Source organism: Streptomyces sp. NPDC002643 (genome assembly GCF_053592555.1).
Map to the genome: position 1 here is coordinate 76,647 of NZ_JBSFVY010000031.1, position 14,186 is coordinate 90,832.

At 70.1% G+C, this 14,186-nt stretch carries 14 protein-coding genes and 1 pseudogene; 6 read left to right on the top strand and 9 right to left on the bottom strand.

Annotated features, from left to right (window positions below):
- Positions 1 to 22: 22 nt before the first annotated feature.
- From ACWD4G_RS35475 to ACWD4G_RS35485, 3 genes are all read right to left on the bottom strand, one after another.
- The gene (locus ACWD4G_RS35475) at positions 23 to 1,921 is read right to left on the bottom strand and encodes a protein kinase domain-containing protein (RefSeq protein ID WP_451300936.1); all 1,899 of its coding nucleotides are present in this window, start codon (positions 1,919 to 1,921) and stop codon (positions 23 to 25) included.
- A 54-nt stretch (positions 1,922 to 1,975) separates the two neighbouring features.
- Positions 1,976 to 3,664 (bottom strand): DUF6777 domain-containing protein, encoded by a 1,689-nt coding sequence (locus tag ACWD4G_RS35480; protein ID WP_451300938.1) that lies wholly within the window; start codon positions 3,662 to 3,664, stop codon positions 1,976 to 1,978.
- A 214-nt stretch (positions 3,665 to 3,878) separates the two neighbouring features.
- Positions 3,879 to 4,823: a cytochrome c oxidase assembly protein gene (locus ACWD4G_RS35485; RefSeq protein ID WP_451300940.1), complete on the bottom strand. Its 945-nt coding sequence runs from the start codon at positions 4,821 to 4,823 to the stop codon at positions 3,879 to 3,881.
- Between the two features lie 144 nt (positions 4,824 to 4,967).
- Here ACWD4G_RS35485 and ACWD4G_RS35490 point away from each other — a divergent pair, with 144 nt between their 5' ends.
- Entirely contained in the window at positions 4,968 to 6,047 is a 1,080-nt protein-coding gene (locus tag ACWD4G_RS35490; protein WP_451300942.1) for a hypothetical protein, read from the top strand.
- A gap of 86 nt (positions 6,048 to 6,133) precedes the next feature.
- Here the strand turns inward: ACWD4G_RS35490 and ACWD4G_RS35495 are convergent, their stop codons facing one another.
- The 3 genes from ACWD4G_RS35495 to ACWD4G_RS35505 all read right to left on the bottom strand — a co-directional run bounded on the left by ACWD4G_RS35495 (position 6,134) and on the right by ACWD4G_RS35505 (position 9,442).
- On the bottom strand, positions 6,134 to 7,159 hold the full coding sequence (locus ACWD4G_RS35495; protein WP_451300944.1) for a 6-phosphofructokinase: 1,026 nt from the start codon (positions 7,157 to 7,159) through the stop codon (positions 6,134 to 6,136).
- Between the two features lie 292 nt (positions 7,160 to 7,451).
- A complete protein-coding gene (locus tag ACWD4G_RS35500) occupies positions 7,452 to 8,180 on the bottom strand; it encodes a type 1 glutamine amidotransferase (RefSeq protein ID WP_451300946.1) in 729 nt (242 codons plus the stop codon).
- A 23-nt stretch (positions 8,181 to 8,203) separates the two neighbouring features.
- A complete protein-coding gene (locus ACWD4G_RS35505; RefSeq protein ID WP_451300948.1) occupies positions 8,204 to 9,442 on the bottom strand; it encodes a MurT ligase domain-containing protein in 1,239 nt (412 codons plus the stop codon).
- A 150-nt stretch (positions 9,443 to 9,592) separates the two neighbouring features.
- On the opposite strand from ACWD4G_RS35505, the gene def reads away from it, so the two are divergent.
- Complete coding sequence (def, locus tag ACWD4G_RS35510; RefSeq protein WP_451300950.1) at positions 9,593 to 10,132, top strand: peptide deformylase; 540 nt, start codon at positions 9,593 to 9,595, stop codon at positions 10,130 to 10,132.
- 138 nt (positions 10,133 to 10,270) lie between these two features.
- On the opposite strand, the gene ACWD4G_RS35515 is transcribed toward def, so the two are convergent.
- On the bottom strand, positions 10,271 to 10,918 hold the full coding sequence (locus ACWD4G_RS35515; protein WP_451300952.1) for a TetR family transcriptional regulator: 648 nt from the start codon (positions 10,916 to 10,918) through the stop codon (positions 10,271 to 10,273).
- Between the two features lie 166 nt (positions 10,919 to 11,084).
- Between ACWD4G_RS35515 and ACWD4G_RS35520 the strand changes: the two genes are divergently transcribed.
- Complete coding sequence (locus ACWD4G_RS35520) at positions 11,085 to 12,314, top strand: acyl-CoA dehydrogenase family protein (protein WP_451300954.1); 1,230 nt, start codon at positions 11,085 to 11,087, stop codon at positions 12,312 to 12,314.
- Positions 12,315 to 12,486: 172 nt separating this feature from the next.
- Complete coding sequence (locus ACWD4G_RS35525; RefSeq protein ID WP_451300956.1) at positions 12,487 to 13,161, top strand: thiaminase II/PqqC family protein; 675 nt, start codon at positions 12,487 to 12,489, stop codon at positions 13,159 to 13,161.
- On the opposite strand, the gene ACWD4G_RS35530 is transcribed toward ACWD4G_RS35525, so the two are convergent.
- Complete coding sequence (locus ACWD4G_RS35530; protein WP_451300958.1) at positions 13,110 to 13,313, bottom strand: hypothetical protein; 204 nt, start codon at positions 13,311 to 13,313, stop codon at positions 13,110 to 13,112. The two genes, ACWD4G_RS35525 and ACWD4G_RS35530, sit on opposite strands and share 52 nt — an antisense overlap.
- 51 nt (positions 13,314 to 13,364) lie before the next feature.
- Here ACWD4G_RS35530 and ACWD4G_RS35535 point away from each other — a divergent pair, with 51 nt between their 5' ends.
- Together ACWD4G_RS35535 and ACWD4G_RS35540 are read left to right on the top strand one after the other, a co-directional pair.
- Positions 13,365 to 13,595 (top strand): hypothetical protein, encoded by a 231-nt coding sequence (locus tag ACWD4G_RS35535; protein WP_451300960.1) that lies wholly within the window; start codon positions 13,365 to 13,367, stop codon positions 13,593 to 13,595.
- A gap of 15 nt (positions 13,596 to 13,610) precedes the next feature.
- Positions 13,611 to 13,726: pseudogene (locus tag ACWD4G_RS35540) on the top strand (DNA-binding response regulator); the annotation flags it as partial.
- A 196-nt stretch (positions 13,727 to 13,922) separates the two neighbouring features.
- On the opposite strand, the gene ACWD4G_RS35545 reads toward ACWD4G_RS35540, so the two are convergent.
- A complete protein-coding gene (locus ACWD4G_RS35545) occupies positions 13,923 to 14,162 on the bottom strand; it encodes a DUF6213 family protein (RefSeq protein ID WP_451300962.1) in 240 nt (79 codons plus the stop codon).
- Positions 14,163 to 14,186: the final 24 nt, after the last annotated feature.

Sequence of the window (14,186 nt, forward strand, 5' to 3'; positions counted from 1 at the left end):
CGCGACACCCTTCCTCAGGTCCTCAGGCTTCTTCTCCTTCCATGGTGCCCCCAGTCTCGGAAATGACGGTGCACACGACGAAATGAGCACCTTCCTGCCAGGCGTCGGGGCTGACCCAGGAGTCGGAATCGGTGAGGTCGGGTTCGAAGCCGTAGTCCTCCGGCGGCATGTTCTTCGCGCAGGCCGCGTCCGAGGTCCGCTGCGCCTTCCCGTACGTGGTCCCGGGGCTCATCTCGTGAAAACCGACCACTTTGTGCTTGTGGCGTTCCTGGCACGGGACGAGCCGCGCCTTGAAGTTGGAGATCTCTTCGAGGCAGTCGCCCTGCTGAATGGTGGCCGTGTCGTCGAAGACCGTCCGCCCCGGCTCCCGGTGCCGTCCGATGGGCCCGAACATCGGGCGCCGCTCGCCCATCAGCAGGCAGGAGACCCGTTGCCCGGCGGTCCCGAAGCCCTCGGCGGTCGGGATCACGGGATACGAGCGGACGTCCGCGAGCAGCCCCCGGGCCTCCTCCGTGAGGTCCTCGCACTGTGCGGCCCCGGTAGCGCGGGCGTCCTCGGCGGAGGACGCCTCGTAGAAGGCCATCACCTGCCCGTCCATGTCGGGCCCCGCGCACTCCGGCACGACCTTGAGCAGCGGTGTCCCCGTGAACCGCCGGTCCGGCCACACGGCGTGCACACAGTCCCCGTCCTTCAGCGGCTCGCTCAGCCCGACGGCGTCCCCGTACGGCTTCGCGGCCTCGCTGTTGTCGCCGAGGTTCCGGAGGCTGTCCACGCCGTACCAGATGCCGCCGACGACCAGGGCCAGGGCGACCGTGGTGGCCACACCCGCGAGGAGGGCCCGGACACGGTGGCGGGGGCGGCGCCCGGAGGTGGCCGGGGGAGGGCCCACGTGGCGGTCGGAGGAGGTGGACGGGCCGGCGGCGGGGGTCGGGGCGTGCCACGGGGACTCGTGGGGGACGGGGGAGACGAGGACGTCGGGCGCGGCGGTGTGGGTCGTGGCGCCCGCCCACTGCGGTTGGGAACCCAGGTCGTGCTGGGTGCGGGGGTGGGCCTGCGGGGTGACGATCGCGGAGAGCGCCACCTCGGTGTCGGAGGCGGTGATCCGGCGTACGGGGTTCTTCTCCAGCATCTCGGCCAGCAGGGGTTCCAGGGCGCCCGCGCGGAGCATGGGGCGGGGTTCGCCCAGGACGACCGCGGTGAGGGCCTCGATGTCGGACTCCCGGTCGAAGGGGCCGTATCCCTCCACCGCGTAATACAGCGTGCAGCCCAGGGAGAACAGGTCGGACTCGGGGGTGGGCGGGGCGCCCTGGGCGCGTTCGGGGGCGAGATAGCCGGCGGTGCCGATGAGGACATGGGTGCGGGTGTAGCGGGTCTCCTGGGTGTGGGGCTGGACGGAGATGCCGTAGTCGGTGAGCAGGACGCGGGCGTAGGGGGTGCCGGCGCGGTCCGGGGCGAGGAGGATGTTGGCGGGTTTGACGTCCCGGTGCATGATGCCCCGCTCGTGCCCGGCGGTCAGCGCGTCCAGGACGGCGAGCCCGATCCGGGCGCACTCCGCGGGCGCGAGCGGACCGCGCCGGGTGACGAGCGCCTTGAGGTCGAGGGCGCCCGGTACGTACTCCATGACGATCCAGGGGAGTGCGTCGTGTTCGAGGACGTCGTGGACGGTGACGACGTGGGGGTGGTCGCGCAGGACGGCGGCGTGGCGGGCCTCGGCGCGGGCCCGGGCGACCCGGGTGGTGCGGTCGTGCTCGGCCTCGCGCGGGTCGCGGAACACGATCTCCTTGAGCGCGACCTCACAGTTCAGCTCCTGGTCGTGGGCGAGCCAGACATGGCCCATACCGCCGCTGCCGAGCCGGTTCAGCAGGACATAGCGATGGGCGATGACCCGGCCGGCTCCTCCGTGCGGTGCTTCGGACTGCATCGGTCACTCCCAGGTACATCAGATCCATCGGGTTCGTCAGATCCATCGGGTGCGTCAGATCCATACGGGCCGGGCCGGGGCCTCGACGGGGTCCCCTCCGGGGTCGCCGCCGCCCGGCTCCCCGGGGCCCGTCGGGTCGCCCGGGTCCGCCGTGCTCTCGGACGGCGGGTCGTCGGGCGGTGCCGGATCACTCGTCGTCGGGTCACTCGTCGTCGGGTCGGCGGAGGTCGGGTCGGCGGAGGTCGGGTCGGCGGAGGTCGGGTCGGCGGACGTGGGGTCGGCGGTGTCCGACGGGGGATCGGGCTCCGGGTCCGTGGTGGGCGGCGGGGCGCTCGATGTCGTCGGTACGGGCTCCGGCGTGGGAGTGTCCGGCGGCTTCGAGGACGGCGGCTGGGTCGGTGGCGGCGTCCGGGTCGGGTCGGGCTTCGGTGACTGCTCAGTGGGGTCGGGATCGATCGACGTGGGTGACGTACCGCCGCTGCCGCCCGACGACTCGCCGCTCGACGCGGACCCCGAGTCACTCGGAGTCGGGGACTGCCCGGTCTCGTCCGGCGGTGAGGAACCCGTCTCCGGCGGCCCCGTCTCCGAAGGGCCCGTACCAGTGGGCCCCGGGGTGCTCGGATCGTCCGTCGGGGAGCCGGAACCCGGGCCGCCCGTCCCGGAATCCCCCTCGTCCTCGGAGCCCGAACCGCCACCCGGGTCCGAGGACTCGTCCGGGCCCGGCCAGTCCACGGTGAGTGTCACCGCGTCCCCGAACCGCAACTCGGTACCGGGCCCCGGATCGGACCCCTTCACCGGGGCGTCGCTCGGTGGCATACCGCCACCCGAGACGGTGACCGCGAGCCCCTTGGCGGCCAGCTCCGCGCTCGCCCGGCCGAATGCCATCCCGGACACGTCCGGCACGTCCTGACGCTCACGGGTGTCGAAGGACGTGTCGGACTCGCCCGTGGTGCCGACCTTCCGGCTGATGCCCTGGTCCGTGTCCTCGACGTCGACGAGCTTGATCTCCTTCAGCTGCTGGGGCGCCGGTGTGACGACGACCGCGGAGGACTTCTTGTAGCCCTCCCACCTGTCGTTGCCGTCCTCGAATCGCACATCGATGCGCTCGGGGTTCTTGTCGAAGGCGCGCAGCGGATTTCCGCAGCTGCACTTCACTTTGGGCAGCCCCTGAGCGTCCACCAGAACCGCGACACCGGCTTCGAGGAGGGCGTCGTAGGGAACGCCTTCGCCCTTCTTGTAATCGTGGTTCTTCACGAGGGTGTCGTGACGGAGAAGTACGGGTGTGAGGCCGTCGAGATATTCACCGATACCGTCGATCCGAATGCCCACGATGTCGGCCCAGACCCGAGCCTTTTGTTCGTTGTCGGGGTCGGTGAGGAAATCCTCGATTTTGTCGACGTCACAGATCCGCGGATTCCGTGCGCCACCGCCACCGCCACCGCCACCGCCACCGCCACCATCGCCGCCACCGCTGCCGTCCCCGCCACCGTCGGCGTCGCCGCCCCCCGGCTGCCCCATGCCGCCGTACAGCCCTGGGGCGTTGCCCTGCTGCAGACCGCTGTGCGGCTTCAGGGAGCGCACATCGGGCTGGTCACGGCCGAGGCCCTTGCCCTCGTCGAAGAAGGGGGCGAGTGAGGGAACGCCCGCGGCGACGGCCTTCACCACGAAGAGGACCGGCGGTGGCGGCTCGGTGCATCCGCTGAGGATCACCCCCGCCGCCAGGAGAACGGCGGTCCTCCGCACGGCCGATTTCCCCGCGTTTCGCAAACACGTTCGCAGGCATGCGTGCATGGTCATGACCGCTCCCCCCGGCGGTTTCCCCCGTCACCCCGCAGAGCGGAAGCGAGGCTCACGCATCATGCTACTGAAGTGCAAAGCCATTCAGTCAAGCAAAAATATGAATGTACGGTTGCGTGGCCAAATAAAAGAATAGGGGGCCGTGGCGCAGGAATACGGCTCAGCGACCGCGTGCGTTGAGTGAGGCCAGATAGGCGTTGTACGCCTCCAGCTCCTTGTCGCCGTCCCGGTCGGCCGCCCGGTCCTTGCGCCGCGCCTGCCGCTGCTCGGAGCCGTACCACTGGAAGAGCAGCGCGAGCAGCACCAGCACGGAGGGGATCTCGCTGAAGGCCCAGGCGATACCGCCGGCCGCGTTCTGATCGGCGAGGGCGTCGATTCCGAGGGAGGCGGGCGGGTTCTCGTACGACTTGACCATCGGGGTGGACGCCATCATCAGCGCGATCCCGAAGAACGCGTGGAACGGCATGCCCGCGAACAGCTCCAGCATCCGCATCAGATACCCCGGCCGGTGCGGGCCCGGGTCCACGCCCATGATCGGCCAGAAGAAGAACAGCCCGACCAGCAGGAAGTGCACCATCATCACGATGTGACCGAGCGTCGAACCCATCAGGGTGTCGAACAGCGCGGTGAAGTACAGCCCGTAGAGGCTCGCGATGAACATCGGGATCGTGAACGCCGGATGTGTGACGATCCGCATGTACCAGCTGTGCAGCAGCATCAGCAGCAGCTCACGCGGCCCCCGGCGCCCCTTGCCCGCCGTCGGCAGTGCCCGCAGCGCCAGCGTGATCGGCGCACCGAGCAACAGCATGATCGGCGCCACCATGCTGATCACCATGTGCTGCACCATGTGCACGCTGAACATGACCATCCCGTAGTCGTTCAGCCCGGTGCACGTCACCAGCAGCACCAGCAGCACACCCGCGGCGAACGAGACGGTACGCCCCACCGGCCACTTGTCCCCGCGCCGCACGAGCCGAACGACCCCCCAGCCGTACAGCCCGAGCCCCAGCAGACAGGCGACGAGGAAGAACGGGTCAGCGGACCACCCGAGACCTTGCCCCAGGGTGAAGGGCAGCAGATCCGTGCCATGCCCGCTGTGATCCATTGCGCCGGCTCCTGTTTGGTGGGGGTTTGAACGCCCTCCAGACTAGGACCGCCCTCGATGATCTCCGCGACCGGGGGCGGGTAGTCTCCGTCGGGCCGGGCCGTGCCCGGCCCACACGAAATGCGTGACAAACGGGGGCTGCGCATGACATATCGACGTGCCGCGATACCGGCATCGACCGGCGCCGTGCTGCTGACACTGCTGCTGTGGTGGGCGGGGGCGAGCGCCGACGCGCTACGACTACCGGGCGCCACCCGCGTGTTCGGCATCGAGGGAACCGCCCAACTCGGCCGCTGGCTCGCCCCTTGGTCGTACGACGCCTCGGGCCCCGTGGGCGGCCGCCTGTACGAGACCGCCCTGCAGATCAGATTCGTGGCGCTCTTCGCCTTCTTCGTCGCCGGCGCGCTGTTGCTGCTCCGCAGGCTCCCGCCGGTGAACGGCCGGACGCCCGCCACGCTGCTGGCGCTGTGGGCGTGGGGCCCGGTGGCCGGGACGCTGGCGGTGGCGGTCTCCGCGCCCTGGCTGATCGCCGCGCAGGGCCGCGGCAGTTACCGCTTCCTGCCCAGTCTGGCGGGCGTGATCGCCTCCGGGCAGCAGATCGTGGTCGTGACAGCACTGGTCGCGGCCGTCGTGACGATCCTCGCGGCACGTATCGCGGCCAAGGACACCGAACCGCTGCCGAGAGGGGACGTCCCGGCCCGCGCCGCCCGACTGGCCGCCACCGCCGGGACGGCCGTGATCGCGCTGTCCCTGCTGATCCTGTCCCACGACTCGATCGCCGCGGCCATCCAGACGGCCCCCCTCGGCACCGGCTTCTTCACCGAACCGGGCGACTTCCTGCGCCAGTGGCTCCTCCTCGGCGCCTGGGACTGGCCGGCGGGCGTCTCCCTCGCCGACTGGCTCCTGTACCGCCTCTTCGACATCCTGCTGCTGGCCGGTGTGTGGTGGTCCCTCCGCCTGCTCCCCGCCCTCCTCACCCGAACCACGTTCCCGGCGATGGCAGCGGGAACGACGGCCGCGACGGTCCTCGGCCTGCTGGTGACCCAACTGCTCCGGATACTCCTGCAGGAAGCCCGCCTGGACGTGGGCTTCCTGTACCTGTCCACGACTTTGGGCACGGGAATCCCGGCAGCCCTGACCTGGGGTGTGCTGGCGGGGGCCGCCGCGACGGCGGCTTTGAGGACGACCGGGGCCGCACATGTAACCAAGGGGCACCATCAATAGGGGCGCGGGGAACTGCGCGATAAGCCACACACAACCCGCACCCGACAAATCACCTGCCGACCCGAGCTCATAGTCGCCCCCGAAACCTACAAAACACACTCCGCCTCGGCATACCGCTCAGAAGGCACCGTCTTCAACGTCTCCACGGCCTCTGCCAGAGGCACCGTCACGATGTCGGTCCCCCGAAGCGCGGTCATCCGCCCGAACTCCCCCCGGTGCACGGCCTCCACCGCATGCCACCCGAAGCGGGTCGCGAGCACCCGGTCGTACGCGGTCGGCGTACCACCCCGCTGCACATGCCCGAGGATCACGGGACGCGCCTCCTTGCCGAGGCGTGCCTCCAACTCCATGGACAGCTGGCGGGCGATCCCGGCGAACCGCTCGTGGCCGTAGACGTCCTTGCCGCCCTCGTCGAACTCCATGGTCCCGGCCTTCGGCTTGGCCCCCTCCGCCGCGACGACGATCGCGAAGCGCTTGCCCGCCTCGAAGCGTTCGCCGACGCGGGCGGCCAACTCCTCGATGTCGAAGGGCCGTTCGGGGACGACGATGGCGTGGGCGCCGGCCGCCATACCGGAGTGCAGGGCGATCCAGCCGGTGTGACGGCCCATCACCTCCACGACGAGGACCCGCTGATGGGACTCGGCGGTGGTCTTCAGCCGGTCCAGGGCGTCGGTGGCGACGCCGACGGCCGTGTCGAAGCCGAAGGTGACGTCGGTGACGGCGATGTCGTTGTCGATGGTCTTCGGCACACCGACGACGGGCAGACCGCTGTCCGACATCAGCCGGGCGGCCTTGAGGGTGCCCTCACCGCCGATGGGGATGATCGCGTCGAGGCCCAGCTCCGCGACATGGCCCCTGGCCCGCTCCACACCGTCCCGCAGATGCGAGGGCTGGACCCGGGAGGAGCCGAGGATCGTGCCGCCGCGGGCCAGGATGCCGGCCACGGCGTCGAGGTCGAGCTTGAGGTAGTCGCACTCCAGGAGGCCTTTCCAACCGTCCCGGAAGCCGATGACCTCGTCGCCGTGGTCGACGACGGCGCGGTGTACGACGGACCGGATGACGGCGTTCAGCCCGGGGCAGTCGCCGCCGGACGTGAGGACACCAATGCGCATAGCCCCAGATACCTTCTTCACATGGGCCGGGTCCGGACCGCGCTGTCCGGCGGGAAACGCCGCCACCCTACCGGCGGCAGGGGGCGGTTCCGTAGCCGTTGTCCGCCTGCTGGACGCCCCCGCACAGCTGAGCGCGCCCCTGGTCAGACGGGCTTTCACAGGTGAGCGCGACCGCTTTCAGACGGGCTCTCGAAGGCCCCGTGAGGAACCGTTTCTCAACCCTTCCGACCCACTACCTCTCGCCGCCGCGACCGACCGCGCGGTCCCCCGTCGGCCCGCCGCGAGGCACCCGTCACGCGGGCTGGGTCGCCGCCGCGATCCGCTCGCCCCGCAGGGCCTCGAACCAGCGGTCGTCCGTCGGCGGCAGCGCGTTGACGTCGAGCGCCAGCTTCAGCAGCAGATCGGCGATCTGCGGGTTCCGCGCGAGCACCGGACCGTGCATGTACGTGCCGAACACCGTGTCGTTGTACGCGCCCTCCGTGCCGTCGCCCGTGCCGTTGCCCTTGCCGAGCCGTACGTTCGCGAACGCGCGGGCGGTGGGGCCGAGATGGGTGACGCCCTGGTGGTTCTCGAACCCGGTCAGCTGGGGCAGCCCCAGGCGCGGGTCGATGTCAGCGAGGACGTCACCGACGCACCGCTCGCCCTCACCGCGGGTCGTGACCACGTCCAGCAGCCCGAGGCCCGGCTCGCGCTGCCCCAGGTCGTTCACGAACTCGTGGCCGAGGATCTGGTAGCCGGCGCACACCGCGAAGACGATCGCGCCGTTGTTCACCGCCTGGTACAGATGCCGGTCGCGGCGCAGCCGCTCGGCGGCGAGCCGCTGGGGACGGTCCTCGCCGCCGCCGATCAGATAGATGTCACCGGAGGTCGGGATCGGCTGGTCGCTGCGGACGTCCAGCCGGGCCACGTCGAGTCCGCGCTGTCGCGCCCGGCGCTCCACGACGAGGACGTTGCCCTGATCGCCGTAGGTGCTCAGCAGGTCCGGGTAGACCCAGACGACCCGCAGGCTGTTGTCACTCATGAGTTCCCCTCAAGCCCTCGTGGTCAGTTGCCGACTCGGCGGCGCAGGTCCTGGAACGCGGTGTAGTTGGCGATGACCTCGATCCGGCCCGGCGGGCACATCTGCACCGCCTGGTCGAGGCTGTCGCACACCTGGAAGTGCTGGTTCGCGACCTCCAGACGCACCGCGAGGTCCAGCTTCCGGTCACCGAGGACGAAGATCGGGTGGCCGGTCAGCCGGGTGTAGTCGACGTCCCACAGCCAGGAGGTGTCGGTGCCGTCGGCGCCGCGCGCGTTCACCGAGAGGATCACCGGGGCCGGCGGCGGGTCGATCAGCGAGAACGTCTCCAGCCAGCCCGCCGGGTTCTTCGCGAGCAGCAGCCGCAGATCGCGCTGCATGAACTGCACCACGTCGTACCGCCCGGCCACCGCCTGCACCTGGTACATGCGCTCCAGGGCGACCTGCGGCGGCACCCCGAACACGGCGGCGACGGCGGCCGAGGAGGCGGCGTTGGCCTTGTTGGCGCGGCCCGGCAGCTGGAGGTGGATCGGCCAGGCCGAGCCGTGCGGGTCGAGGACGTGGTCGCCGGAGAGCGCCCAGGTCGGCGTAGGACGGCGGAAACCGCAGTCACCGCAGAACCAGTCGTCGCTCGGCCGCTGCAGCACACCGCCGCACGACGGGCACGACCAGGCGTCGTCCTTCCACATCTGGCCGACCGCGACCCAGATCACATTCGGTGACGAGGACGCCGCCCACACCACCAGCGGGTCGTCGCAGTTGGCCACGACCACGGCCTTGGTGCCGGCCAGGCCCTCGCGCCAGGCCTCCGCCATCATGCGGGTCTCGGCGGCACGGTCGAGCTGGTCACGGGAGAGGTTCAGCAGCGCGATGCACTTGGGGTCCGTGTCCCGGGCCACACCGGCCAGATACTTCTCGTCGACCTCGATCACGCCGAACTTCGCGTCCGAGTTCCCCGCCAGCGCCGAGGTGATGCCCGCGGGCATATTGGCGCCGAGCGCGTTCGACACGACCTCGCCCGCGGCGCGGAGCGCCTCCGCGATCAGCCGGGTCGTGGTGGTCTTGCCGTTGGTCGCGGAGACCAGGACGACATCCAGGTTCTGCGCGAGTCTGGCGAGAAGGTCGGGGTCGAGTTTGAGTGCCACCCGGCCGCCGATCACCGATCCGCTACCGCGTCCAGCGGCACGCGACGCCGCCGCGACCGCCTTGCCCGCCGTCACGGCCAGCTTGGCCCGCGGCGTCAGCGGGTCCGAGTTGCCTGCCATCAGTTCTCGATCCTCCTTGCGTACAGCGCCGCGCCCTGTCCCGGCAACGTGTGGGCCAAGCCTATCGAGATCCACTCACGCGCCCGAATCTCGCGGGGGCGTTGCACTGGCTTGACCGGTGATGTCGGGGGTGACCGTACTCTTGCGGCCATGCGACATGGCTCGATTCCTGGTGCCCGAGGGCGTGTTCTTCCTATGACACTGCTCGGCGATCCCATATTGCACGCGCCGTGTGAGGACGTGACGGAGTTCGGGGGCGAACTGGCGCGGCTTGTGGAGGACATGTTCGCGACGATGTACGAGGCGCGGGGGGTTGGTCTGGCCGCGAATCAGGTGGGTCGGGGGCTTCGGGTGTTCGTGTACGACTGCCCGGACGACGAGGATGTGCGGCATCTCGGGCATGTGGTGAATCCACGGCTGGTGTCGGTGGGGGGTGTGGTGCTGCGGGGGCCCGAGGGGTGTCTGTCGTTGCCTGGGTTGGAGGCCGGGACCGAGCGGTACGACGAGGCCGTGGTGGAGGGGTTCACTGTGGAGGGGGAGCTGGTCGTCGTCGAGGGGAGTGGGTTCTTCGCTCGGTGTCTTCAGCATGAGATGGATCATCTTGAGGGGCGGGTTTACGTGGACCGGCTTTCGGGGTGGCGGCGTTCTCGGGTGGAGAGGAAGATCGCCAAGGCGCCGTGGGGCAAGTGATCTCTGGCGGCTGCGGGTGCGTCGTGGTTGCTCGCGCCCACGCCGCGGAGCCGCACATGTCAGAGCCCCGCGCCCCTTAAAGGGGCGCGCCAGCCCAGGCGTGGTCACAAGAGCCCCAAGGCGTCCGCAAGGGACTGATCAGAACCCGGGGCTGCCCACCTTGTCCCCCGCCGCCGCCAGACGCCCCCACAGCAGGTCTGCCAGGCTGCGTACCAACTCCTGCCTGGTGCACGGGCGTTCGCCGAGCCACCAGTCTCCGGCCGCGTGCATCATGCCTACGATTCCGTGGCCCCAGACCCGGGCGAGGCGGTGGCCGTCGGGGCCGAGGTCGAGGCGTTCCTCGATGACCGTGCCGAGTTCTTCGCCCATGCGGCGCAGCAGGGGGGCCGAGTGCTGGCCGACGTCGAAGCCCTGGTCGCCGCCGGGCTGGCTGCCCTCCTCCGGGTGCATCAGGAAGCGGTACACCTGGGGGCGGGCCTCGATGGCGGCCAGATAGGTGTCCACGGTGGCCTCCACGCGCTCGCGGCGCTCCGCCGGGGCGTCCAGCGCGGCGCGCAGGGAGTCCAGGAGGGCGTCGGTGTGGCGCTTGGCGAGAGCGGCGTAGAGTCCGCCTTTGTCGCCGAAGTGGCGGTAGAGGATGGGTTTGGTGATACCGGCCTCGGCGGCGATGGCGTTCATCGATGCTTGGGGGCCGTCGCGGAGCACCACGCGGTCCGCGGCCTCCAACAGCTCCCGCCGACGGCGGTCGGCGGACCGTTCCTGGTCGGTTCGCTGTGTGGTGTCCATGAGATCCCCCAGTGCTGATTTCGGTGACGCCTGCGCAAAGTAGCACTGATTGGCACGTCCCCATCGAACGGGCTACCGAGCCCACCCCGGGAGTTGACTTTTCCTACCGACCGGTAACACACTCGCGTTACCGTAGGTAACATCTTAGTGCAGTGCTGGAGGGGTCATGGCCGAGTTCACCATGGAACTCAACGAGGAACAGAGGGAAGTCCGCGACTGGCTCCACGGCTTCGCCGCCGATGTCATCCGCCCCGCCGCGGCCGAGTGGGACGAGCGCGAGGAGACCCCCTGGCCGGTCATCCAGGAGGCCGCCAAGGTCGGCATCTACTCCCTCGACTTCTACGCCCAGCAGTACTTCGATCCGACCGGCCTCGGTATCCCCATGGCCATGGAGGAGCTGTTCTGGGGTGACGCCGGTATCGCTCTGTCCATCGTCGGCACCGGCCTCGCAGCCGTCGGCGTCCTCGCCAACGGCACCGAGGAGCAGATCGGCACCTGGATTCCCCAGATGTACGGGGACGCGGGCGATGTCAAGGTGGCCGCGTTCTGTTCCTCCGAGCCCGACGCCGGCTCCGACGTCGCCTCCATGCGCACCCGTGCCGTCTACGACGAGGCCAAGGACGAGTGGGTGATCAACGGGACGAAGACCTGGGCCACCAACGGCGGTATCGCGGGCGTCCACGTCGTCGTCGCCGTCGTCGACCCCGAGCTGGGCTCCAAGGGCCACGCCTCCTTCATCGTCCCGCCGAACACGCCCGGCCTGTCCCAGGGCCAGAAGTTCAAGAAGCACGGCATCCGCGCCTCCCACACCGCCGAGGTCGTGTTGGAGAACGTACGCGTGCCGGGGTCCTGCCTCCTCGGCGGCAAGGAGAAGCTGGACGAGCGGCTCGCTCGGGCCCGGGAGAAGGCCAAGGCCGGGGGTGGCGAGCGTGTCAAGAACGCCGCCATGGCCACGTTCGAGGCGTCCCGGCCCGCCGTGGGTGCCATGGCGGTGGGCACCGCCCGTGCCGCGTACGAGGTCGCCCTCGACTACGCCAAGACCCGTGAGCAGTTCGGGCGGCCGATCATCGACAACCAGGGTGTCGCCTTCCAGCTCGCCGACATGCGGACCGCGGTGGACGCGGCCCGGCTGCTGGTGTGGCGGGCGTCGTGGATGGCGATCAACGGGCGGCCGTTCACCGGGGCCGAGGGGTCCCAGTCGAAGCTGTTCGCGAGTGAGACGGCGAAGAAGGTCACGGCTCAGGCGCTGCAGATCCTGGGAGGCAATGGGTACACCCGCGAGTACCCGGTCGAGCGGATGCATCGGGATGCGGCTATTTACACGATCTTTGAGGGGACCAGTGAGATTCAGCGGCTGGTGATTGCTCGGACGGTTTCGGGGATGTCGATTCGGTAGATCGCGGGCTGCGGGTCGGTGGGGGCTTGTCGCGCCCACGCGGCGCAGCCGCAGATCGACACAGCCCCGCGCCCCTGAAAACGCGGGGCTGCTGCCCAGCGGTGGGTATCCGTAACCGGGTCAATGGGAACGAAAAAGGACGCCACCGTCGTCGTACCCAGGGAGCCCCCAGATGACCCACACCGCCGCCGACCTGCTGGACGCCACCGCCGCGAAACTCGCCCCCGACCCCCACGCCAACCCCCTCGTCCCGCTGATCGCCGACGGTACGGCCGGGCTCGGCACCCTCGCCGCGCTGGCGCTGGAGCAGCGGCTGGTCATTGCCGCCGACCACCGTTCCTTCACCCATCTGGCCCAACGCTCGGTGGCCGAGGAGCCCGCTTGCGCTCCCTTCTTCGAGATGCTCGCGGACGGGGAGGTGGTGGCGGGGGAGCGGCTGGGCGCGCTGGTGGAGGCGTGTGGTGTGGACGGGCAAAGGGCCGCCGGGTATGAGCCACTGCCCGGCTGCCAGGCGTACCCGGCCTATGTCGCCTGGCTCGCCCTGAACGCCTCCCCGTCCGACACCGTCGTCGCCCTGACCGCCAACTTCGCGGCCTGGGGCGGCTATTGCGCCACCATCGCCCGGGCCCTGCGGCAACACCATGGCTTCACCGACGAGGCCTGCGGCTTCTTCGACTTCTTCGCCGAGCCGGCGCCCGAACTGGAGGAGCGGGCGAGGGCGGCGGCCCAGGCCGGGCTGGACGCCGGGCGCATCGACGAGGACCGTGCGCACCGCTACGGCCGACTGCTCCAGAGCTATGAGTCGATGTTCTGGGGCACGCTGCGGGAGCTGGAGGGGGCAGGCTGACGGCAGGTCTGGTTCCCGGTGGGCAGTTCGCCGGACTCCAGGTAGGCGTTCACCTTCGCGTCGACGCGGGCGTTGCCGTACTCGCCGTACACACCACGGGCGATGACCCCGCTCAGCGTGAGCAGCCGGGAACCGGTCAGCAGGCCGTGCATGGCCCTGCTGCCCCGATACTCGCGCTGTCCAGAACGAACATCGAGGAGGCCATGACGGAGCTGCGCAACGTGGTCCGTGCCGCCTACCCGCCGATCCTCGCCGACCAGGGCCTCGACGGGGCGCTGACCGCGCTGGCCGCCGGCTGCGGCGTACCGGCCCGGATCCGCCTCGGCGACCTGGGCGAGGTTCCGGCGGCGGTGGAGGCGGTGGCCCACTTCGCCGTCACCAGCCCACCCGGCGGCCCGACCACCGTCGCCGTGGAGGTGCCGTGCCGATCGTGATCGCCGAGGACAACGTCCCGCGACCGCCACCCCGGCCTGCCGGTCCTGGTGCTCTCCCCGTACGTGGAACGGGCCTGCGCCCGCGAGTTGCTCTCCGACGGCGAGGCGGCATCGGCTACCTGCTGAAGGACAGCACATAAGGGTGCAGGCGGTGTTGGCGTACCTGGACAATCGCCGGTCGGCATGAGGTTTCATAGGCCCGAAGGGCCATGAAAAGGGGCGCGGGGCTGTGTTGAATATGCGGCTGCCGCAGCGTGGGCGCGACCAGCCACAACGCACCCGTACCCGCCAACGCGCCACTCACCCCATGGCGAGTAGGCACCCCCGCTACCCGGAAGCCGCCCCGCTACTGTGCGCGATACACGCCACATCGATCCGGTCGGCCAATTTCGCCAACTCGATCGTCAGCGCCGCCACCGTGTCCTCATCGAGGTCGTCCACCCCGGCCTCGACAAGGTGCAGCCACCGCCCGCCCACGGTCCGCAACAGCTTGCTCACATCGGCCGCAGCCACCTGCAAGGTCCCGCGGTCGTCGACGATCAGAGGCAGAGTCACTTCGCGGTTCACAACGGGGATGGTAGCCGCGGAAAC